Consider the following 21,836-nt stretch of genomic DNA (forward strand, 5'->3'; position numbering starts at 1 on the left):
ATGCATGCCCGGCATACCCCCGGTTCAGACGGGGATCACGCGCCTCCCGTGATCGCGCCCGCCGCCGGGCCCCGCGGCGGCCGGCGCGCCGGCGCCCGTCACGCCCGGGTGAGCAGCGCGACGGGGGAGCCGGCGAGCAGGTCCGCGAGCGGCACGAGGCCCTCGTGGGCGGCGCCCGACAGGCGGTCGGTCCAGCGCCCGGGGGGCAGCGGCAGCGCGGTGTCGCGCCAGCCGCCCGCCTCCTCCAGCCGGCGCGACAACCGGGTCACCACGGTGATCGCGCCGCCGCCGCGGACGAACGCCACGCAGTGGCCCTCGGCCGGGCCGCGCGCGGCCAGCGGGTCGTAGCCGGCGGCGGGCCCGTACCACTGCGGCCGTTCCCTGCGCAGCCGCAGCGCCACCGCGGTCAGGCGCAGCTTCACGTCGTCGAAGACCCGCGGCGGTTCCCCGTCCAGCAGCCCGCGCAGGGTCCGCTCCAGGCCGAACCGCACGGTGCCCGGCTCCGCCTCGGTCAGCGGCCCCCGGTTGTCCGGGTCGACCAGCGTGAAGACCGGGAACTCGGTGCCCTGGTAGAGGTCGGGCACGCCCGGCATCGTCAGCTGCAGCAGCGCCGCGCCCAGCGAGTTCGCCTCGCCGTACGGCGCGAGAACCCGCGCGAACTCCCCGACGTCGTAGACCTGCGCCCCGCACGGCCCCTGGTCGGTGAACTCCGAGACGGCCTTCTCGTACGCCTCGTCCTGCTCGGTCCAGGTGGTGTGCAGAGCCGCCTCGCGGACCGCCTTGAGCGCCGCGGGGATCAGCCGGTCGGGATGGCAGAAGCCGAGCCCGACACCGGTCTGGAAGACGCTGTACGCGGTGTGCCGGTCGGGGGCGGCGGGCGTCGCGCGGCGCGCGCCCAGCCACTCCCGCCAGGCCCCGGGCAGCTCGGAGAGCACCGCGAGCCGCAGCCGCAGGTCCGCGCTGTGCTTGGTGTCGTGGGTGGACAGCACGGTGCCGGAGGCCGGCCGCTCGCGCACCCGGCGGGTGCAGAAGCCGTGGAACTGCGCCGGGCTGGTCGCCGGGCGCCCGGGGTCGCGCCCCACCTCGCACAGCGGGAGCAGCGGCGCGTAGCGGTAGAAGGCGGTGTCCTCGACGGACTTCGCGTGCAGCGCCGAGGCGACCTGCGCGAACCGGACGGCGAAGTCCGCCGCGTCCCCGTCCGGGCCGGACGCGCCGTCCGCGTCGCTGGCGCCGTCCTCACCGCCGTCGCGGCCGCCGCCGCCCGCGCGCCCCAGCGCCAGGTCGGCCACGAAGTCCAGCGTCGCGGCCGCCTGCGGGGTGCACGCGGTGCGGGCCGAGTCCGCCGCGTCCTCAAGCATCGCGGTGTCCCGCGCCGAGGCGGGCGTGCCGGGGACCACGTACGGCCGGTACACCGGCACGCGCACCAGCAGCTCCCTGATCGCCTCGGTGAGCGCCTCCTCGCGGGTCTGCCGGTCGGTGGGGGACTCGCTCAGCGCCGCGGTCCGCGCCTCGGCGCGCGCGTCGGTCCGCGGGCCCCGCTCCGCCGTGCCCGCGGGGTCCCGCCCCGGCCGCGCCGCCAGGACGCGCAGCGCGGTGCGGGTCAGCCGGGCGACCTCGGCCGCCAGGTCGCCGGTCACCACGCGGTGTGCCGCGCGCCGGGCGGTCTGCTCCCAGTCGCCGCCGCGGTCGTCCGCGACACCGGTGAACTCGCGGTAGAAGGCGGTCAGCTCCTCGACGCCCTCCGGATCGGTGAAGAGCCCGTCGATCCGGTCGAGGGCGTCGTATCCGGTGGTGCCGGCGCACCGCCAGTCCGCGGGCAGCGGCTCCTCGCGCTGGAGGATCTTCTCCACCACCGTCCAGCGGCCGCCGCTCGCCTCCGCCAGCTGCCGCAGATAGCCCGCCGGGTCGGCCAGCCCGTCGGGGTGGTCGATCCGCAGCCCGTCGGCGACGCCCTCGCGCAGCAGCCGCAGGATCGTGGCGTGGGTGGCGGCGAACACCTCGGGGTGCTCCACCCGGACCGCGATGAGGTCGGAGATGGTGAAGAAGCGCCGGTAGTTCAGCTCGGTGCGGGCGGTGCGCCAGTACGCCAGCCGGTAGAACTGCTCGTCCAGCAGCCGGGGCAGCGGCAGGTCCTCGGTGCCCGGCCGCAGCGGGAACCGGTGGTCGTAGTAGCGCAGCACCTTCGCGCCGGCCGGCTTGTCGCGGACCACCGCGAGCGCGCCCAGCACGTCCGGCAGCGGCTCGCCCAGCACCGGCAGCAGCACCTTGCCGCCGAGCGCCGCCCAGTCGACGTCGAACCAGGACGCGTACGGCGAGGACGGCCCCTCCCGCAGCACCGACCACAGCGGCGCGTTCAGGTGCTCGGGGGCCGGGACGGCCATGTGGTTGGGGACGATGTCCAGGATCAGGCCGAGACCGTGCTCGCGGGCGGTGCGGGACAGCTCGCGCAGCCCCTCCTCGCCGCCCAGCTCGGTGCGCACCCGGGTGTGGTCGACCACGTCGTAGCCGTGGGTGGAGCCCGGCACGGCCTCCAGGACCGGTGACAGGTGCAGATGGGTGACGCCCAGCTCCGCCAGATAGGGCACGGCCCCTGCCGCGTCGGCGAAGCCGAAGCCGGGCTGCACCTGTATGCGGTAGGTCGAGCTGGGCGTCGCGCTGAGTGCGGTCATGAGATCTTCTCTACCCCGGATCCGGCGGTACGGCGCGTCCAAAAGGGCCGAACGCACCACCCGCGCTCCGCCGGCCGCACGCACCGGCCGCGTCCGGCCCCGCCCGGACCGCGCGGCGCGCCGGGCCCGCTCAGTCGGCGGGGCGCTGCAGCACCACCAGGCTGCGGTCCGCGAGCAGCAGCCGGTCCCCGGCGCTGACCAGCTCGCCGGTGCCGGGCGGCACGCCCTCGGGCCGCTCGGTGTCCACCAGCAGCTGCCACTCCTTGCCGTGGTTGATCGGCACCGCGAACTCCTGGGCCCGCGGCGCGGCGTTGAACATCAGCAGGAAGGAGTCGTCGGTCACCGGCTCGCCGCGCGGTCCCGGCTCGGAGATCGCGTTGCCGTTGAGGAAGACCGACAGCGAGCGGGCGTGGGCCGCCTGCCAGTCCCGCTGCGTCATCTCGCGGCCCTCGGGGGTGAACCACGCGATGTCCGACAGCTCGTCGTGGGTGCCCTCCACCGGCCGGCCGTGGAAGAAGCGGCGCCGCCGGAACACCGGGTGGTCGCGGCGCAGCCACACCATCGACCTGACGAAGTCGTGCAGCCGCAGCGCCTCGTCGTCCTCCTCCGAAGTGCCCGGCTTGCCCGGCCAGGCGATCCAGGACAGCTCGTTGTCCTGGCAGTAGGCGTTGTTGTTGCCCCGCTGGCTGCGGCCGAACTCGTCGCCGTGGCTGATCATCGGCACGCCCTGGGAGAGCAGCAGGGTGGCGATGAAGTTGCGCATCTGCCGGCCGCGCAGGGTGCGCACCGCGCGGTCGTCGGTGTCGCCCTCGGCGCCGCAGTTCCACGACCGGTTGAAGCTCTCGCCGTCCCGGTTGTTCTCGCCGTTGGCGTCGTTGCGCTTGTCGTTGTACGACACCAGGTCGCGCAGCGTGAAGCCGTCGTGGCAGGTGACGAAGTTGATGGAGGCCAGCGGGCGGCGGCCGTCGTCCTGGTAGAGGTCGGAGGAGCCGGTCAGCCGGGAGCCGAACTCGGCGAGGGTGGCGCTCTCGCCGCGCCACAGGTCCCGCACGGTGTCGCGGAACTTGCCGTTCCACTCGGTCCACAGCGGCGGGAAGTTGCCCACCTGGTAGCCGCCCTCGCCGACGTCCCAGGGCTCCGCGATCAGCTTGACCTGCGAGACCACCGGGTCCTGCTGGACCAGGTCGAAGAAGGACGACAGCCGGTCCACCTCGTGGAACTGCCGGGCCAGCGTCGCCGCCAGGTCGAACCGGAAGCCGTCCACGTGCATCTCGGTCACCCAGTACCGCAGGCTGTCCATGATCATCTGCAGTACGTGCGGACTGCGCATCAGCAGGCTGTTGCCGGTGCCCGTGGTGTCCGTGTAGTAGCGCTTGTCGTTGCCGAGCCGGTAGTACGACGCGTTGTCCAGGCCGCGCAGCGACAGCGTCGGGCCGAGGTGGCTGCCCTCCGCGGTGTGGTTGTAGACCACGTCGAGGATCACCTCGATGCCCGCGCGGTGCAGCGCCCGCACCGCGGTCTTGAACTCCAGCACCTGCTGGCCGCGGTCGCCCAGCGCGCAGTAGCCGTTGTGCGGGGCGAAGAAGCCGATGGTGTTGTAGCCCCAGTAGTTCGCCAGTCCGGCGTCCGCCAGACGGTGGTCCTGGATGAACTGGTGCACCGGCATCAGTTCCAGGGTGGTCACCCCGAGTTCCACCAGATGGCCGATCACGGCCGGGTGCGCCAGGGCCGCGTAAGTGCCCCGGATCTCCTCGGGCAGCCCCGGGTGGGTCATCGTCAGGCCCTTGACGTGACCCTCGTAGATGACCGTCTTGTGGTAGTCGATGCGCGGCGCCCGGTCGTCCGCCCAGTCGAAGTACGGGTTCACCACCACGGAGGTCATGGTGTGCGGGGCGGAGTCCAGGTCGTTGCGCGACTCGGGCTGCCCGAAGCGGTAGCCGTAGACCGCCTCGTCCCAGTCGATCTTGCCGCTCATCGCCTTGGCGTAGGGGTCGAGCAGCAGCTTCGCCGAGTTGCAGCGGTGCCCGCGGGCCGGTTCGTACGGGCCGTGCACCCGGAACCCGTACCGCTGGCCCGGCATCACCCCCGGGAGGTAGGCGTGCCGGACGAAGGCGTCCGCCTCCCGCAGCTCCACCGCCGTCTCGGAGCCGTCGTCGTGCAGCAGACACAGCTCGATCCGCGACGCCACCTCGGAGAAGACGGCGAAGTTGGTGCCCGCGCCGTCGAAGGTGGCGCCGAGGGGGTACGACTGACCCGGCCAGACTTGCATGTAGTGACTCTTCCACTCCGCAACCGGACCGCGCGGACGACGCCCGCGCCTCCGGCCGTTACGTTGCCGAAGTCGCATCCTCCCATCCGGTCCCACCCGAGGGTGACACAGTCGCAACGGGCAGCGACCGCACGGGTGATGAGGTTGTCCGGTAGTAGTCAAGTAGGGTCGATACGGCTGCGGCACCCCCTGGGCCGCAGTACCCTTCCTTGATCGTGGACGGGGGTGGGAGGCGGTGGAGCGGTGACGTCCGGAGGTCTGATGCTCCCGGGTGGCGGTGAGCAGGGCGACCAGCACGGCGTCACCGCCGAGGGCCCGCCGGGCGCGGTCACGCTCGCCGCACCCCTGGAGATCGGAGCGGAACTGGACTGGGGCGCCGACGCCTGGGCCGAGGTGCGGACCCGCGCACGCCGGGCCGGGCGGGCATACGTGTGGCTCAACATCGTCGAACAGCGGCTGCGCGCGGTCGTCAACGCCGTGCTGCGCCCGATATACGAGCCCGTGCACGGCGAGGAGTGGGTGGTCGCCGCGGCCGGCCCGGCCGGCAGCGAATGGGTGCAGCGCGCCGTCGCGGTCCGCGAGGTCAGCCGCCGCAAGGGCTTCCTGCTCGACCCCGCCGACGACAACGTCCTCAGCTTCCTCACGCTGCCGCAGCTGCGCGAACTCCTGGTCCAGCACTGGCCGATCTTCGAGCCCTACTTCGACGACCGGCGGGAGCTCGAACTCGTCCTGGACGAGCTGGAAGTGGCCCGGCACGTCGTCTCCCGCAACCGCGCGCTGTCCAGGAACGTGCTGGACCAGGCGGAGCGGGCCTCCTCGCGGCTGCTCGAACTGCTCGGCGCGGGACCGTCCAGGGAGGGCTCCCAGCGGCTGCCCGTCGACGTGCTGGAGCAACTGGTCGCCGACCGCTACGCCGACGTGGTCGGCGTGTACCCCGATCGGGTGAGACTCCAGCGCCAGCTGCCGGTGGAGGACCTCTTCTCCGGCGCCCGGCGGCTCGACGCCATCGGCATCGGCCTCAACCTGCTGGTGCAGAACTTCTCCGGCCGCCGCCTGGTCGGGCTCGCCGAGTCCGGCTGCCGGGTGCGGCTGGCCTTCCTCAACCCGGCCAGCAGCTCGGTGCGCCGCCGGGAGCGCGAACTGGGCCTGAGCCGCGGCGAGCTGAGCCGGTCGGTGGAGATGAACATCATGCACATGCGCCGGGTGCGGGCCCGGCTGCGCGACCCCGGCGCCTTCGAGATCCAGGTATTCGACGAGACCCCGCGGTTCACCGCCTACCTGGTGGACGGCGACAGCGGCGACGGCCTCGCGGTCGTCCAGACCTACCTGCGCAGGGCCCGCGGCATGGAGGTGCCGGTGATGGTGCTGCGCGGCGGCTCCCGGCGCTCGGTGGAGGGCGAACGCCCCGCGGAGAGCGGCCTCTTCGAGGTCTACCGCGAGGAGTTCGAGGGCATCTGGACCGACTCCCGGCCGGTCTCCTGACCTTGCCGCGCGGCGGCCGGGCGGGCGCCGCGCGGAGGCCGGGCCGTCCGGACTGTCAGTGGTGCACAGGATGATGGCGGAGCAATCGGGGGATTCGGGAGGGAAGGACGCGCCATGGCATGGCATGAGGAGCTGCTGGTCGGCTTCGACCTGGAGACGACGGGCACCGACCCGCGCACGGCGCGGATCGTGACCGCCGCGGTCACCGAGGTCAAGAGCGGGGAGCCGGTCCGAGTCAGGACCTGGCTCGCCGACCCGGGCGTGCCGATCCCGGCGGAGACCACCGCGATACACGGCGTGAGCACCGAGCAGGCGGCCGCCGAGGGCCGGCCCGCCCAGGAGGTCGTCACGGAGGTCGCGGACGCGCTGCGCGCCCACTGGGCGGCCGGCGTGCCGGTCGTCGTCTACAACGCGCCCTTCGATCTCACCCTTCTGGATGAGGAGTTGCGGCGGTACGCGCTGCCGCCGCTGGTGCCCGCGGGCGGCGGCGCGGGCCCGGTGGTCGACCCGCTGGTGGTGGACCGGGCGCTGGACCGCTACCGCCGCGGCAAGCGCACCCTGGAGGCCGCCTGCCAGGTCTACGGGATCGTGCTCGAAGGGGCGCACGACGCGGGCGCGGACGCGCTGGCCGCGGTCCGGATGGCGCGGGCGCTCGCGCTGCGCTTCCCCGAGGCGGGCGGCGCCGACCTGGTCGAACTCCAGGCGCTCCAGGCCGGCTGGTACGCGGCGTGGGCCGAGGACTTCTCCGCCTGGCTGCGCAAGAAGGGCTCACCGGACGCCGACGTCGACCCCGGCTGGCCGCTGCGGGGCCCGCTGCGGGCCGACGCCTCCTCCTGACGGACGACGACCGGCCCGGTGCATACGGCCCCTGGGGTCCCCACGGCCGCCGCCCGGTGCCTCAGAAGGAGTACCAGCGGATCGTGCGGTCCGCCGAGCGCAGCGACGCCACCCGGCGGCGGAACTCGGTGAGCGCCGCGGGGTTGGCCGGCGCGTGCTGGGCGACCCACGCGCAGCCCGCCGTCTCCCGGGCACCGCGCAGCACCTCGCAGCCGTCCCAGTCCCGGACGTCCCAGCCGTAGGCCGCGGTGAAGGCGTCGTAGTCGGCGGACGGCACCCCGTAGCGGTCCCTGGACAGCGCGAGCACCACCAGATCGTGCTCGCGCAGGTCGGAGGAGAAGGTCTCCAGGTCGACCAGCACCGGGCCGTCCGGGCCGATGTGCACGTTGCGCGGCAGCGCGTCCCCGTGGATCGGGCCGCGCGGCAGGTGCGGGGTCAGCGCGGCGGCCGCCGCGGCGAAGCCGTCCCTGCGGCGGCGCAGGAACGCCGCGTCCGCCGGGTCGATGACGTCGCCGGCGATCCGCAGCCAGCGCTCCACGCCGCCGAGCAGATCCCGCGGCGGCAGCCCGAAGTCCGGCTCGGGCAGCGCGTGCACCAGGGTGAGCAGCGGCGCCACGTCCGCGGGCGCGGCCGGCCGCAGCGACTCGGGCAGCCGCTGCCAGTAGGTCACCGGATGGCCCTCGACGAGGCGGACCTCGGACTCCGCGGAGCGCACCGCGGGCACGTCGTGCTTGGCCAGCCAGTCCGCGGTGCGCACCTCGCGGCGCGCCCGGTCCAGCAGGTCGGCGCCGCGGCCGACCTTGATCACCAGCCGGCCGGCCGCGAAGACCGCGTTCTCCCCGAAGGAGATCAGGTCCGCCTCGCCGTGCCCGGCCGCGTCCAGCACCGACCGCGCCCGTTCCTGCGTGAACACCGCGTCCGCCATGCCAGCCCCTCGAAGTCCGCCCGTACGTGCGCCCGTTCGACCTGCCGCATATGCCGGTGACACCGTACACACGTGCGGCAAGGCTAGTGTCGCACCCGCGCGCCCCGGACTCGCGCCGGGTCCGCGCCCCGGCGCGTTCGCCGCCCCTTCCGCCGGCCGCGCCGAGGGCGGGCGAACGCGAGGGAAACGCGGTCAGACGCGGTCGGGCAGCGGCCGCGCGACCGGTGGCACGGCCGCCGGCGGCCGCGGCGGCGCGGACTCGTCGTGCGTCATGTCGGGCAGCCACCGCAGCCATCTCGGCAGGTACCAGTTGCGGTCGCCCAGCAGCGTCATCACCGCCGGCAGCAGCACCCCGCGGATCACCGTCGCGTCGATCAGCACCGCGAAGGCCAGGCCGACGCCCATCTGCTTCATGCTCTGCATGGACAGCGTCCCGAAGATCGCGAAGACCGCGACCATGATGACGGCGGCGCTGGTGACCACGCCCGCGGTGGTGGTGATGCCCTGCTCGATCGCGGCCTTGGTGGTCAGCCCGCGCATCCGGGCCTCGCGGATCCGGGAGACCACGAAGACGTGGTAGTCCATGCTCAGCCCGAAGAGGATCACGAAGAGGAACAGCGGCAGCCAGGCCACCACCGCGCCGGTGCCGGTCGCGCCGACCAGCGAGGCGCCCCAGCCGTGCTGGAAGACCACGGTCAGCACGCCGTAGGCGGCGCCCACCGACAGCAGGTTCAGCACGATCGAGGTCAGCGCGATGGCCAGCGACCTGAAGGACAGCAGCATCAGCAGGAAGGCGAAGACCGTCACGAAGGCGAACACCGGCGGCACGCTGCTGGTGATCTTGTCGGTGAAGTCCATCGAGCCGGCGGTCTCACCGGTGATCGGCGCCTGCACCCCGGCGACCTTGAGCAGCGTGTCGGGCCTGACCCTGTCGCGCAGCAGCCGCAGGTCCGCCTCGGCCCTGCCGTGGTCAGTTCCGCCGGCCAGCGGCACGTCGATCTGCGCGAGGTTCTGCGCGGCGTGCACGGTCACGGTGACGGGGCCGGTGCTCGCGCCGGAGGAGACCGCCTCGGCACGGAAGGCCGCGATGGCCCGCCGGACCCGCGGGCTGTCGATCGCGTCGGCCTTGACCACGACGTGCGCCGGGTCGGGCCCGCCGGGGAACGCGGCGTTGACGTGGTGGTAGGTCTGCACGATCGGCAGGCCGCCGCCGAGCTCCTGGTCCATCGAGAGGTTCTCGGTGTGCATGCCGAACGCCGGGATCGCGATCGCCACCAGCGCGCCGCCGGCCACCAGCACCGCGGCCCGGGGGCTGCGCAGCACCGGCCGCAGCGCGGTCCGCCAGAAGCGGCTGCCGCCGGCCGCGGCCCGGCCGCCGGTGCGCCGGGCGCGGGCCTGGACGGCGCGGCCCAGGAACGGGATCCGGCCCTTCTCGACCTTCCCGCCGAGCAGCGAGAGGAGCGCGGGCAGCACGGTCACCGAGCCGAACATGGCGATGGCGACGACGATCATCGTGGCCACGCCCATCGCCTTGAAGTCCCCGATGCCGGTGAAGAGCATGCCCGCCATGGCCACGATCACGGTGACGCCGGAGATCAGGACGGCCCGCCCCGAGGTGGCCGCGGCGATCCGCAGGGCGGTCTCCGGGTCGTGCCCCGCGGCCCGCTCCTCGCGCTCCCTGCGCAGGTAGAACAGGCAGTAGTCGACGCCGACCGCCAGGCCCACCAGCAGCATCACCGAGTTCGCGGTGTCGCTCATCGGCACCGAGTGGCTGACCAGCGCGACCACGCCGGTCGCGCCGAGGAAGGCGGTCATCGCCAGCATCACCGGCAGCAGCGCGGCGACCAGCGCGCCGAAGGCGATCAGCAGGATGCCGAGCGCCACCGGCAACGCCGAGAACTCGGCGGTCTTGAAGTCGTCGCCGAAGGCGTTGTCGACGGCCTGGTCGGAGCTGGCGTCGCCGAACTCCTCGATCCGCAGCTCCCGGTGGCCGTGCTGCACCCCGGCGACCGCGTCGAGCACCGGCTGCACCCGGTCCGCGGCGTCGTCGGCCGCGCCGAGCATGTCGAACCGCACCAGCGCCGAGCGGTGGTCGCCGGACACCGCGCCGGTGTCGTACGGCGAGGTGACCGCGGTGACCCGGCCGGTGCCCTTGACGGCGGCGATCACCGCGGCCACCGCGCCGCGCGCCGCCGGGTCGGAGACCGTCGCGCCCGGGTGGGTGACCTGGATCAGCACCATCTCGCCCGCCGCGTCCTTCAGGCCGGCGTCGTCCCTGAGGGTGGCGGCCTGGGCGACCTCGCCCGGCATCGCCTTGTCCTCGTTCACGTCGACCCGGCCGGCGGCCTGGCCGATCACCATGGCGACGACGACGAAGAGCAGCCACCCGCCCACCGCCGCCCAGCGGTGGCGGGCGCTCCAGCCGCCCATCGCCGCCGCGATGCCCATCCTGCTGCCGTGTGCGCGAGCGCGACTCACGGTGTGCCCCCTTGAAGGATCGTCGTGGGTGGCGGCCGACCTGCCGCTTCCCTGCACCCATGACGCTAGGGGCCACACGGGGGACGACCCATCCTGCCAACCGGTGACTTCCTGGCGGGCGTTCTCCCCCCCGGGGGTGGGGACAACCCCACCCCCGCCGTCCTGGCCGTCCCCTGCACGCACCCCCCGGTGGAGGCGCTGCCGCGCCCGCACCGGGGGAGTGCGGGGGCTCAGCGGCGCGGCGCCGGCGGCTGCAGCCCGAAGGCCGCGGTGTTGAGCGAGCGCCGCATGGCCAGCGCGATCGGCCGCTCGGCGAAGCGGTGGATCAGGTAGGACAGCACGATCAGCGAGCCGACCGTGACCCCGACGAGCAGCCAGGGGTCGACCCGGAGCCCGAAGCGGTGCGCGACGGTGATCCCGACGGTGTCGTGCAGCAGGTACAGCGGGAAGGTCATCGTCCCGGCCACGGTCAGCCCGCGCCAGCGCAGCCGGCTCGTCCAGCCGAGCGCGATGGCCGCGATCAGCAGGAAGAAGACCGAGGTCACCAGCACCAGCCAGCCGCGCCACGGCGACCAGGTGTCCCAGTTGTTGCGGCCGCCGCCCGGCGCCAGCAGGAAGTGCAGGGCCAGCAGCCACGACATCGCCACGACGCCCCACAGCAGCGGGGTGGGCCGGTACCGGTACATCAGGTAGAAGGCCATGCCGGCGATGAAGTACGGCGCCGAGGCCGGGTTGACCAGCAGCGTCAGCAGCGGGATGTGCGCGCCGGGCGCCAGCACCGTGGCGACCGTCCACAGCCCGCAGAAGATCACCACCCGCCGGTAGCTCAGGCCCTTCCACACCACGACCGCGAAGGTCAGGTAGAAGCACAGCTCCGGCCAGAGCGTCCAGTACACCGGGTCCAGGTTGTCCACGCCCAGCGGCGTCTGCAGCATCGTGAAGTTCGCGAAGAGCAGCCGCGGGTTGGGGTGGCCGAACGGGCCGTCGGTGAGGTAGATCACGCAAGCCGAGACGATGATCGCGACCCAGTACATCGGGTACAGCCGCGTCACCCGGGAGATGAAGAAGTCCCGGGGGCTGCGGCCCCACGCGCTCATGCAGATCACGAACCCGCTGATCAGGAAGAACAGGTCCACCCCGAGCCGCCCGAAGGCGAAGTACCGGTGCGCCTCGGGGAAGGTGTCCTGGTAGGGCCGCCCCCAGATGTCGAGCATCGCCCACGGCGTCTGCCCGACGAAGTGGAAGAGCACCACCGACAGCGCGGCCAGGAACCGCAGCCCGTCCAGCGCCGCCAGCCGGTCCTTGCGCGCTCCCGGCCGGCTTGCGGCCGGCCCGGCGGCCGGCTGCGCCCTCGGCAGCGGCACCTTCACCGCCACCGCCGTGCCGGCGGCGCCCGTGCCCCCGGCCCCCGCCCCGCCCGGTGGCGCCCCGGGCCCGACCTCCTCCGTCTGTGCCTGCTGTGCGGCTGCCGCCGCTCCGGCCGGCGTGGCCGCCCCCGCCCGATCCGTCTGGGTCATACATCCACCGTTCCGGTGTCGTCCTTCAGGTACAGGGCTCCGGAACCCTCGATCAGATGACCGACAGACCACGCGAAAGGTTGCCCTCAGGCGACCACCAGGCTGCTCGCCGGCGTACGCGCCTCGTCGTACCGCCGCAGCAGCAGCTCGGCCACCTCGGGGGCCGCGCCCAGAACCGGGGCCAGCACGTCAGCGCCGGCCGCGCGGGCGCCGCGTTCGATACGGTCCGGCAGGAAGCCGGGCGCGAGCACGTACGGCGCCACGGCGACCGACCGTACACCGTCGGCCCGCAGCTGCCGTACGGCGTCCTCGGTGCGCGGCAGCGCCGCGGAGGCGAACGCGGGCCGCACCGCGCACCAGCCGGCGCGGCGCCAGCGCCGCGCGATGTCGGCGATCACCGCCCGTGCCTCCGGGTCGGTGGAGCCGGCCGACGCCAGCACCACGCCGGTGGACGCCCGGTCGCCCGGCCGCAGCCCGGCCTCGCGCAGCCGCCGCTCCAGGGCCGCGGTCAGCAGCGGGGAGGGGCCCAGCACGTCGGCGGTGCGCAGCCGCAGCGCCGGCAGCGCCGCGGTCGCCTCGCGCAGCACCGCGGGGATGTCGGTCTTGGCGTGGAAGGCCCGGGTCAGCAGCAGTGGCAGCGCCACCGCGTCGCGCACCCCGTCGGCGGCCAGCCGCCGCACCGCCTGCGGCACCGAGGGGTCGCAGAAGTCGAGGAACGCCGTCTCCACCCGCAGCCCCGGCCGCGCCGCCGCCACCCGGCCGGTCAGCGCACGCACGGTCGCGGCGTGCCGCGGGTCGCGGGAGCCGTGCGCGATGACCAGCAGCGGCGGCTGCGGCGCGGAGCGGGGGCGGGCGGCGGGACGCAAACTCACTGGCTCCTGGAGTTCAGGCCGCGGCTGCGGAGCACCCAGCGCTCCAGCGGGCTGAAGAAGATCTGGTCGATGGCGATGCCGACGAAGAGGATGAGCAGGATGCCGAGGAAGACGCCGGCCATGTCCGAGCCCTCCCGCATGTTCTCCAGGTAGCGGCCGAGGCCCACGCCGAGGTCAGGCGAGGAGGCGATCAGCTCCGCGGCCATCAGGGACCGCCAGGAGAACGCCCAGCCCTGCTTCAGGCCCGCCACGTAGCCGGGCAGCGCCGCGGGCAGCAGGATGTGCCAGGCGCCGCGCAGGCCGGTCGCGCCGATCACCCGGCCGGCCCGCAGGTACAGCGGCGGCACCTGGTCGATGCCCGAGACCAGGCCGTTGGCGATCGAGGGGACCGCGCCGAGCAGGATCACCGCGTACATCGCCGAGTCCTCGATGCCCAGCCAGATCACCGCGGCGGGCACCCAGGCGACCGACGGCAGCGACTGCAGCCCGGACAGGATCGGGCCGATCGCGGCGCGCACGAACGGCACCCTGGCCACCACCAGGCCCAGCGGGGTGCCGATGGCCAGCGCCGCGAGGAAGCCCAGCAGGCCGCGCTGCACGCTGGTCCAGATGATGGAGAACAGGTCGCCGGCGTTCCACCGGTCGGCCAGCTCCTGCCACACCGCGTGCGGGCTCGGCAGCTTCGTCGGGTCGGAGAAGCCCGCCGACACGGCGATCTGCCACACCGCCAGGACCACCACGATCGCGGTGACCGGCGGCAGCACCCGCTTCAGCAGCACCTGCCCGACCGGGGTGCGGCCGACGGTGACGGTCTCCAGCGCGTCCAGGCCGGCCTCCAGGCCGGACATGTCGTGCACGTCCTTGACGTCGGCGTCCCCGGTGGGGGCCTTCCGCAGCGGTACGGCGCCCTGCGCGCCGGTCGTCTCAGTGCTGGCCATGACGGCGGATCTCCCCCCGGAGTTCCTCGGTGATCTCGATGGACAGGTCCGCCACGGCGGCGTCCTCGATGCGGCGCGGCTGCGGGATGTCGATGGTCCACTCCCGGGCGATCCGCCCGGGACGCGACGACATCAGCACGACGCGCTGCGCGAGCCGCACCGCCTCCCGCACGTTGTGCGTGACGAACAGCACCGACAGGCCGCTCTCGGACCAGATCCGGGTCAGCTCGTCGTGCAGCACATCCCGGGTGATCGCGTCCAGCGCGGCGAACGGCTCGTCCATCAGCAGCAGCTGGCTGTCCTGGGCCAGCGCCCTGGCCAGCGCGACCCGCTGCCGCATGCCGCCGGACAGCTCGTGCACCCGCTTGTCGTACGCCCCGCTGAGGCGGACCAGCGACAGCAGCCGCTCGGCCTCCGGGCGGCGCTCCTCGCGCGGCACGCCGCGCAGCCGCAGCGCCAGTTCGATGTTGCGGCCGGCGGTCAGCCACGGGAAGAGCGCGTGCTCCTGGAACATCAGGGCCGGCCGGCCGCCGGGGACGTCGATGCCCCCGGCGGACGGCTTGTCCAGCCCGCCGACCAGGTTGAGCAGGGTCGACTTCCCGCACCCCGAGGCCCCCAGGAGGCAGACGAACTCCCCCGGCGCCACGTCGAGCGTGATGCCGTCGAGCACCAACTGCTGGGCGCCGGGCCTGCCGAACGCCTTCGAGACATGGTCGAGGTGCGCTGCGTACGCGGCGGGTCCCGCGGTCTGCGCCGCGGGGCCGGTGAGAGTGTCGGCCATGGGGTGTCACCTCCTGGGTCCTCGGTGGGGGAACGGGTCGCCGGCCTGGCCGGCGGCGCGGGAACTACTGCGCGCCGAGGCCGGCGGCGCTCACGGCCGGCTCGCCCTGCGCCTTGAGGACCTTGTTGAGCAGCGTGAGGTCGTAGATGCCGTCCAGCTTCGGCGCCTTCAACAGGCCCGCGGCGACCGCGTGGTCGGCCTCGTCCTTGGCGGTCGACGCCAGCGGGTCGTCGAGGACCTTGATCGACTGCCAGGCCGGGTCGAGGACCTTCGCCGGCAGCGCCTTCTGGGTCAGCGCCTTGAGCTGGTCGTTCGCGTCGGCCTTGGCCTTGTCCGGGTTGGCGTTGATCCACGCGTTGGTCTTCACCGAGCCGCGCAGCACCGCCTCGACCACGTCGGGGTGGGCGGACAGGAACTTCTGCGACACGATCACATTGGTGATCACGAACTGCTTGTCCGGCCACAGCGTGCTCTCGTCCAGCAGCACCTTGGCGCCCTCGGCGACCAGCTTCGACGCGGTCGGCTCCGGCACCCAGGCGCCGTCGATCGAGCCGCTCTTGTAGGCGTCCGGGGTGATCTTGTTGTCGGTGCGGACCACCGACACGTCGCCCCTGCCGCTCTGCGCGTCGACCTTCCAGCCCTGCGTCTTGATCCAGTTGAGCAGCGCCACGTCCTGGGTGTTGCCGAGCTGCGGGGTGGCGATCTTCTTGCCCTTGACGTCCGCCAGGGTCTTGATCTTGGCCGGGTTCACCACCAGCTTCACGCCGCCGGACGCCGAGCCGGAGATGATCCGCAGGTCGCTGCCCTGGGACTTGGTGTAGCCGTTGATCGACGGGGAGGGGCCGATCCAGCCGATGTCGATGGAGCCGGCGTTCAGCGCCTCGATCTCGGCCGGGCCCGCGTTGAAGGTGGCCTGCTTGATCTTGGTGCTGCCCAGCTGCTGCTGGAAGAAGCCCTCCTTGAGCCCGACCAGCGCGGTGGCGTGGGTCAGGTTGGGGAAGTAGCCGATCTTCACCTCGTCGGCGGAGAGCTTGGCGGCGCTCTGGCTCCCGGCGGGGGCCGCGGCGGGGGTGGTGGCATTGTCGTCCGACTTGTCGGAACCGTAGCCGCAGGCGGCCAGTGCGCCGAAGAGGATCGGCAGGGCGGCGGCCGCGGCGACGAGTCTGCGGCGGCGGGCGGCGGTGCGGGCGAGCGGGCGGGGCAGGGCAGACACGTGGGTGTCCTCTCGTAAGGCCCGGCGTGTCGCGCCGTTGTCTCAGGGCGCGGCCGGAGTTGCGTCAGGTCTTCGAAAGCGGTGCGCCGGGAGGCGCGCCGGACAGGCGGGTTGAGGTACGGCTCTCAGCGCACACATCGTGCGACCCCGCCGGTCCCCGAGCCGAGCAAGCCGCTGCCGACCCGCCCGCCCTCCTTCGCGAAGCCCGAGAAGGCCTCCTGCGCCAGTTGAGACACCGTCAGAAATCCCATCCCTCGTCGTCTGCGTCCGGGGCCGCGGACCGTGCCTCGGCGAACGCCTCGCCCGCCATCCCGGCGGTCAGCGTCGTGCCGTCCGCGGGGTCGATCAGCAGGAAGGAGCCGGTCAGCCGGGAGTCCGCGTAGGCGTCGACCGGCAGCGGCTCGGCGGTGCGCACCAGCACCGCGCCGATGTCGTTGACGTCCAGGCGCTCCGGGTTGTTCTCGTGGGCCAGGCCGTGCGACAGGTCGATCCGGTGCGGGATCTCCTTCACGATCGCCTTGACCGTACGGGTGGCGTGCTTGAGCAGCACCCGCTCGCCGATCCGCAGCGGGCGCTCGTGCAGATGGCACACGGTGGCCCGGACGTCCTGCGTCACGGTGGGCAGCGAACCGCTCGGCGCGATCAGGTCGCCGCGCGAGACGTCCAGGTCGTCGGCGAGCAGCAGCGTCACCGACTGCGGGGCCCAGGCGGTGTCGACGCTCTCGCCGAGCGCGTCGATGCCCGCGATGGTGGTGGTCCGCCCGGACGGCAGCACGGTCACCGGCTCGCCGACCCGCAGCAGGCCGGAGGCGATCCGGCCGGCGTAGCCGCGGTAGTCGGGGTGCTCGGCGGTCTGCGGGCGGATCACGTACTGCACCGGGAAGCGCGGCGGGCAGGCCGCCAGGTCGTGGCTGACCGGGACGGTCTCCAGGTGCTCCAGCACGGTCGGGCCGCCGTACCAGTCCATGTGCGCGGACGGCTCCACCACGTTGTCCCCGGCGAGCGCCGAGATCGGGATGGCGGTGACGTCCGGGACGCCGAGCGAGGCCGCGTAGGCGGTGAACTCCTCGGCTATCGCCGCGAAGACCGGCTCGGCGTACTCCACCAGGTCCATCTTGTTGACCGCGAGCACCACGTGCGGGACGCGCAGCAGCGCGGCCACCGCGGCGTGGCGGCGGGTCTGCTCGACCACGCCGTTGCGGGCGTCGACGAGCACCACGGCCAGCTCGGCGGTCGAGGCGCCGGTGACCATGTTCCGGGTGTACTGCACGTGCCCCGGGGTGTCGGCGAGGATGAACCGGCGCCGGGCGGTGGCGAAGTAGCGGTAGGCCACGTCGATGGTGATGCCCTGCTCGCGCTCGGCCCGCAGGCCGTCGGTGAGCAGCGCCAGGTCGGGGGCCTCCTGGCCGCGGCCGAGCGAGGCGCGCTCGACCGCCTCCAGCTGGTCGGTGAGCACCGACTTGGAGTCGTGCAGCAGCCGGCCGACCAGGGTCGACTTGCCGTCGTCCACGGAACCGGCGGTGGCGAAGCGCAGCAGGGTGGTCGCCGACAACTGCTCGGCGGTGAGCGGACCGGTGGTGCTCGTCATGGCTAGAAGTACCCCTCGCGCTTGCGGTCTTCCATCGCGGCCTCGGACATCTTGTCATCGGCCCGGGTGGCGCCGCGTTCGGTCAGCCGGGACGCGGCGATCTCCGCGATGACCGCGTCGAGCGTGGCGGCGTCGGAGTCGACCGCGCCGGTGCAGGACATGTCGCCGACCGTGCGGTAGCGCACCAGGCGGGTCTCCACCGCCTCGCCGGCCTTCGGGCCGCCCCAGTCGCCGGCGGTCAGCCACATGCCGGACCGCTGGAAGACCGCACGGTCGTGCGCGAAGTAGATGCCCGGCAGTTCGATCTTCTCGCGGGCGATGTACTGCCACACGTCCAGCTCGGTCCAGTTGGACAGCGGGAAGACCCGCACGTGCTCGCCGGGGGCGTGCCGGCCGTTGTACAGCTGCCACAGCTCGGGGCGCTGGCGGCGCGGGTCCCACTGCGAGAACTCGTCGCGCAGCGAGAACACCCGCTCCTTGGCCCGCGCCTTCTCCTCGTCACGCCGACCGCCGCCGAACACCGCGTCGAAGCGCAGCTCGCGGATCGCGTCGGTGAGCGGCACCGTCTGCAACGGGTTGCGGGTGCCGTCCGGACGCTCACGCAGCCGCCCGTCGTCGATGTAGTCCTGCACCGACGCGATGTGCAGGCGCAGCGCGTGCGCGGCCACCGTGCGGTCCCGGAACTCCAGCACCTCGGGGAAGTTGTGCCCGGTGTCGACGTGCAGCAGCGCGAACGGCACCGCGGCGGGCGCGAACGCCTTGAGCGCCAGGTGCAGCATCACGATGGAGTCCTTGCCGCCGGAGAAGAGGATCACCGGCCGCTCGAACTCGCCCGCGACCTCGCGGAAGATGTGCACCGCCTCCGACTCCAGCGCGTCCAGGTGCGAGAGCGCGTACGGGCTGTCCGTCGCGTCGGTGTGCGCCACCGTCGTGGTCATGCCGTGCCCCTCTCCTGCGCAAAGGTGGTGGTGTCCGGCCCGGCGTCCGCGCCGCCGGCCGCCAGACCCCGCTCGGCGAGCAGCCGCTGGACGGCCGCCGCGGACTCCTGGACGGTGCGGCCCTGCGTCTCGATCCGCAGGTCCGGGTCCTGCGGCGGCTCGTACGGGTCGTCCACGCCGGTCAGCCCGGTGAGTTCGCCGGCGGCCTGCCGGGCGTACAGCCCCTTGACGTCCCGGTCCGAGCAGACGTCCACCGGGGTGGCGACGTGCACCTCGACGTAGCCGGTGCCGTGCGCCTGGTGGCGCTTGCGGACCGCCTCACGGCTGTCGGTGTACGGCGCGATGACCGGCACCAGCACCAGCACGCCGTGCGAGGCGAGCAGTTCGGCGACGAAGCCGATCCGCTGCACGTTGGTGTGCCGGTCCTCGCGGGTGAAGCCGAGGCCGGCGGAGAGGAACTCGCGGATCTCGTCGCCGTCGAGCACCTCGACCCGGCGTCCCGCGGCGCGCAGCGACTCCGCCACCGCGTACGCGATGGTGGTCTTGCCGGCGCTCGGCAGGCCGGTGAGCCAGACGGTGGCCCCGGTGCTCATCGCGTCCTCCTGAAGTGTCGTCACAGATGGATCCCGCACTCGGTCTTGCCGAGGCCCGCCCAGCGTCCGGAGCGGGCGTCCTCGCCCTCCAGCACCCGGCGGGTGCAGGGCGCGCAGCCGACCGAGGCGTAGCCGTCCATCAGCAGCGGATTGGTGAGCACGCCGTGCTCCGCCACATACGCTTCCACGTCCTGCTGGGACCACCGTGCGATCGGGGCGATCTTCACCTTCTGCCGCTTGGTGTCCCAGCCGACCACCGGGGTGTTCGCCCGGGTCGGGGACTCGTCGCGGCGCAGCCCGGTCGCCCAGGCGTCGTAGCCGCGCAGGCCCTCCTCCAGCGGCGCCACCTTGCGCAGGGCGCAGCACAGGTCGGGGTCGCGGTCGTGCAGCTTCGGCCCGTGCTCGGCGTCCTGCTCGGCGACCGTCCTGCGCGGGGCCAGCGTGATCACGTTCACGTCCATCACGGCGGCGACCGCGTCCCGGGTGCCGATGGTCTCCGGGAAGTGGTAGCCGGTGTCGAGGAAGACGACGTCCACACCGGGCAGCGCGCGCGAGGCCAGGTGGGCGACGACCGCGTCCTCCATCGAGGAGGTGACGCAGAAGCGCCGGCCGAAGGTGTCGGCGGCCCAGCGCAGGATGTCCTGCGCGGAGGACTCCTCGAGGTCGCGGCCGGCCCCGACGGCCAGCCGCTCCAGGTCCTGCGCGGTGCGCGAAGCGGCGCTCACGAGGCGCCTCCGTGCGGGGAGTCCGGCGAAGCCGCCGGGGCGGCGGCCTTCAGCCCCTCGGCGAGCAGGCCGAGGAACTTCAGCTGGAAGGCCCGGTTGCACGACCGGCACTCCCAGGCGCCGTGGCCCTGCTCCGAGGGGCGCAGGTCCTCGTCGCCGCAGTACGGGCAGTAGAAGGGCGCGGCGCGCTCCGTCATGACAGCGCCTCCTCGCTCGCGCGGGCCGCCCACTGCGCGAACCGCTCGCCCTCGGCGCGCTCCTGCTGGAAGCGCCGCAGCACCCGCTCGACGTAGTCGGGGAGTTCGGCCGAGGTGACCTTCAGGCCGCGCACCTTGCGGCCGAAGCCCGGGTCGAGGCCGAGGCCGCCGCCCAGGTGCACCTGGTAGCCCTCGACCTGCTCGCCGTTCGCGTCGGTCACCAGCTGGCCCTTGAGGCCGATGTCGGCGGTCTGGATGCGCGCGCAGGAGTTCGGGCAGCCGTTGAGATTGATGCCGATCGGCTCGTCGAACTCCGGCAGCCGCCGCTCCAGTTCGTCGATCAGCGCGGCGGCGCGCGCCTTGGTCTCGACGATCGCCAGCTTGCAGAACTCGATGCCGGTGCACGCCATCGTGCCGCGCCGGAAGGACGACGGCCTGACCTGGAGGTCGAGCGCCTCGAGTCCGGCGGTCAGCGACGCGACCCGGTGCTCCTCGACGTCCAGCACGATGAGCTTCTGGTCGGCGGTGGTGCGCAGCCGCCCGGAGCCGTGCTCCTCGGCGAGCGCGGCGATCTTCGTCAGGGTGGCGCCGTCGATCCGGCCGACCCGCGGTGCGAGGCCGACGTAGAAGCGGCCGTCCTTCTGCCGGTGCACGCCGATGTGGTCGCGCCACACCTGAGGGGGCTGCTCGGGCGCGGGACCGTCGGCCAGCTCGCGCTTGAGGTACTCGTCCTGCAGCACCTGGCGGAACTTCGCGGTGCCCCAGTCGGCGAGCAGGAACTTCAGCCGGGCGCGGTGGCGCAGCCGCCGGTAGCCGTAGTCGCGGAAGATGCCGACGACGCCGGCCCACACGTCGGGCACGTCCTCCAGCGGCACCCACGCGCCGAGCCGCTCGCCGAGCCGCGGGTTGGTGGACAGGCCGCCGCCGACCCACAGGTCGAAGCCGGGCCCGTGCTCGGGGTGCTCGACGCCGACGAAGGCGATGTCGTTGATCTCGTGCACCACGTCGAGCAGCGGCGAACCGGAGATCGCGGTCTTGAACTTCCGCGGCAGGTTCGAGAACTCCTTGCTGCCGATGAAGCGTTCGTGGATCTCGTCGATCGCCGGGGTGCCGTCGATGATCTCGTCCTCGGCGATGCCGGCCACCGGGGAGCCGAGGATCACCCGGGGCACGTCGCCGCACGCCTCGGTGGTGGACAGGCCCACCGCCTCCAGCCGCCGCCAGATCTCCGGCACGTCCTCGATCCGGATCCAGTGGTACTGGATGTTCTGCCGGTCGGTGAGGTCCGCGGTGCCGCGGGCGAACTCCTGCGAGATCTCGCCGATCACCCGCAGCTGAGCCACGGTCAGCCGGCCGCCGTCGATGCGCACCCGCATCATGAAGTAGCTGTCCTCCAGCTCCTCCGGCTCCAGGATCGCGGTGCGCCCGCCGTCGACTCCGGGCCGGCGCTGGGTGTACAGACCCCACCAGCGCATCCGGCCGCGCAGGTCGGCGCCGTCGATCGAGTCGAAGCCGCGGTGCGCGTAGATCGTCTCGATCCGCGTCCGCACGTTGAGACCGTCGTCGTCCTTCTTGCTCTGCTCGTTGGCGTTGAGCGGAGTGAAGTGGCCCATCGCCCACTGGCCCTCGCCGCGGTGGCGCCCTGTCCTGCGGCGGGCCGCCGGACTCGTCCTGGGGGCGCTCCCGGCCGGGTTCTGGGGGAGATCGGGGCTGGCAGCCATGGCGATGCGTCCTTCGGGCAGGCTCGGGTGCGGGTCGAAACAGCGCGGAACGGTCCCCTGACCCGGGCATGCACGGCTCGTCGGCGCGTCACG

At 73.4% G+C, this 21,836-nt stretch carries 17 protein-coding genes; 2 read left to right on the forward strand and 15 right to left on the reverse strand.

Annotation, left to right across the window (positions count from 1 at the left end; translation table 11 throughout):
• Positions 1–98: 98 nt before the first annotated feature.
• Together V2S66_RS11280 and glgX are read right to left on the reverse strand one after the other, a co-directional pair.
• Complete coding sequence (locus V2S66_RS11280; protein WP_330794484.1) at positions 99–2,669, reverse strand: alpha-amylase family glycosyl hydrolase; 2,571 nt, start codon at positions 2,667–2,669, stop codon at positions 99–101.
• A 130-nt stretch (positions 2,670–2,799) separates the two neighbouring features.
• Positions 2,800–4,938, reverse strand: coding sequence for a glycogen debranching protein GlgX (gene glgX, locus V2S66_RS11285; RefSeq protein WP_330794485.1), 2,139 nt, complete (start codon positions 4,936–4,938; stop codon positions 2,800–2,802).
• Between the two features lie 243 nt (positions 4,939–5,181).
• Here glgX and V2S66_RS11290 point away from each other — a divergent pair, with 243 nt between their 5' ends.
• Positions 5,182–6,420, forward strand: a complete 1,239-nt coding sequence (locus V2S66_RS11290; RefSeq protein ID WP_413966356.1) for an SAV2148 family HEPN domain-containing protein — start codon at positions 5,182–5,184, stop codon at positions 6,418–6,420.
• Positions 6,421–6,534: 114 nt separating this feature from the next.
• Entirely contained in the window at positions 6,535–7,257 is a 723-nt protein-coding gene (locus V2S66_RS11295; RefSeq protein ID WP_330794486.1) for a 3'-5' exonuclease, read from the forward strand.
• 61 nt (positions 7,258–7,318) lie between these two features.
• Here V2S66_RS11295 and V2S66_RS11300 read toward each other — a convergent pair whose 3' ends face one another.
• The 13 genes from V2S66_RS11300 to V2S66_RS11360 form a co-directional block, all read right to left on the reverse strand.
• On the reverse strand, positions 7,319–8,182 hold the full coding sequence (locus tag V2S66_RS11300; RefSeq protein WP_330794487.1) for an aminoglycoside phosphotransferase family protein: 864 nt from the start codon (positions 8,180–8,182) through the stop codon (positions 7,319–7,321).
• A gap of 192 nt (positions 8,183–8,374) precedes the next feature.
• Positions 8,375–10,630 carry an MMPL family transporter gene (locus tag V2S66_RS11305; protein WP_330794674.1) on the reverse strand — a complete coding sequence of 752 codons (2,256 nt, stop codon included), beginning with the start codon at positions 10,628–10,630 and terminating at the stop codon, positions 8,375–8,377.
• A 260-nt stretch (positions 10,631–10,890) separates the two neighbouring features.
• Positions 10,891–12,177 carry an acyltransferase family protein gene (locus V2S66_RS11310; RefSeq protein WP_330794488.1) on the reverse strand — a complete coding sequence of 429 codons (1,287 nt, stop codon included), beginning with the start codon at positions 12,175–12,177 and terminating at the stop codon, positions 10,891–10,893.
• 86 nt (positions 12,178–12,263) lie between these two features.
• Entirely contained in the window at positions 12,264–13,049 is a 786-nt protein-coding gene (locus V2S66_RS11315; RefSeq protein ID WP_330794489.1) for a sirohydrochlorin chelatase, read from the reverse strand.
• A complete protein-coding gene (locus V2S66_RS11320) occupies positions 13,046–13,987 on the reverse strand; it encodes an ABC transporter permease (RefSeq protein ID WP_413966357.1) in 942 nt (313 codons plus the stop codon). Before V2S66_RS11320 ends, V2S66_RS11315 begins: the two co-directional genes overlap by 4 nt.
• Positions 13,974–14,768 (reverse strand): ABC transporter ATP-binding protein, encoded by a 795-nt coding sequence (locus V2S66_RS11325; RefSeq protein ID WP_330794490.1) that lies wholly within the window; start codon positions 14,766–14,768, stop codon positions 13,974–13,976. Before V2S66_RS11325 ends, V2S66_RS11320 begins: the two co-directional genes overlap by 14 nt.
• Before the next feature lie 64 nt (positions 14,769–14,832).
• Positions 14,833–15,981 (reverse strand): aliphatic sulfonate ABC transporter substrate-binding protein, encoded by a 1,149-nt coding sequence (locus V2S66_RS11330; RefSeq protein WP_330794491.1) that lies wholly within the window; start codon positions 15,979–15,981, stop codon positions 14,833–14,835.
• A gap of 238 nt (positions 15,982–16,219) precedes the next feature.
• Positions 16,220–17,569, reverse strand: coding sequence for a sulfate adenylyltransferase subunit 1 (locus V2S66_RS11335; protein ID WP_330794492.1), 1,350 nt, complete (start codon positions 17,567–17,569; stop codon positions 16,220–16,222).
• 2 nt (positions 17,570–17,571) lie between these two features.
• A complete protein-coding gene (cysD, locus tag V2S66_RS11340) occupies positions 17,572–18,507 on the reverse strand; it encodes a sulfate adenylyltransferase subunit CysD (RefSeq protein ID WP_330794493.1) in 936 nt (311 codons plus the stop codon).
• Positions 18,504–19,100 (reverse strand): adenylyl-sulfate kinase, encoded by a 597-nt coding sequence (gene cysC / locus V2S66_RS11345; protein WP_330794676.1) that lies wholly within the window; start codon positions 19,098–19,100, stop codon positions 18,504–18,506. Before cysC ends, cysD begins: the two co-directional genes overlap by 4 nt.
• Positions 19,101–19,120: 20 nt before the next feature.
• The gene (locus tag V2S66_RS11350; protein WP_330794494.1) at positions 19,121–19,825 is read right to left on the reverse strand and encodes a phosphoadenylyl-sulfate reductase; all 705 of its coding nucleotides are present in this window, start codon (positions 19,823–19,825) and stop codon (positions 19,121–19,123) included.
• Entirely contained in the window at positions 19,822–20,022 is a 201-nt protein-coding gene (locus V2S66_RS11355; RefSeq protein WP_330794495.1) for a PDDEXK family nuclease, read from the reverse strand. Before V2S66_RS11355 ends, V2S66_RS11350 begins: the two co-directional genes overlap by 4 nt.
• Entirely contained in the window at positions 20,019–21,743 is a 1,725-nt protein-coding gene (locus tag V2S66_RS11360) for a nitrite/sulfite reductase (RefSeq protein WP_330794496.1), read from the reverse strand. Before V2S66_RS11360 ends, V2S66_RS11355 begins: the two co-directional genes overlap by 4 nt.
• Between the last annotated feature and the right edge of the window lie 93 nt (positions 21,744–21,836).

This window comes from Actinacidiphila polyblastidii, assembly GCF_036353415.1.
Taxonomy (GTDB): domain Bacteria; phylum Actinomycetota; class Actinomycetes; order Streptomycetales; family Streptomycetaceae; genus Actinacidiphila; species Actinacidiphila polyblastidii.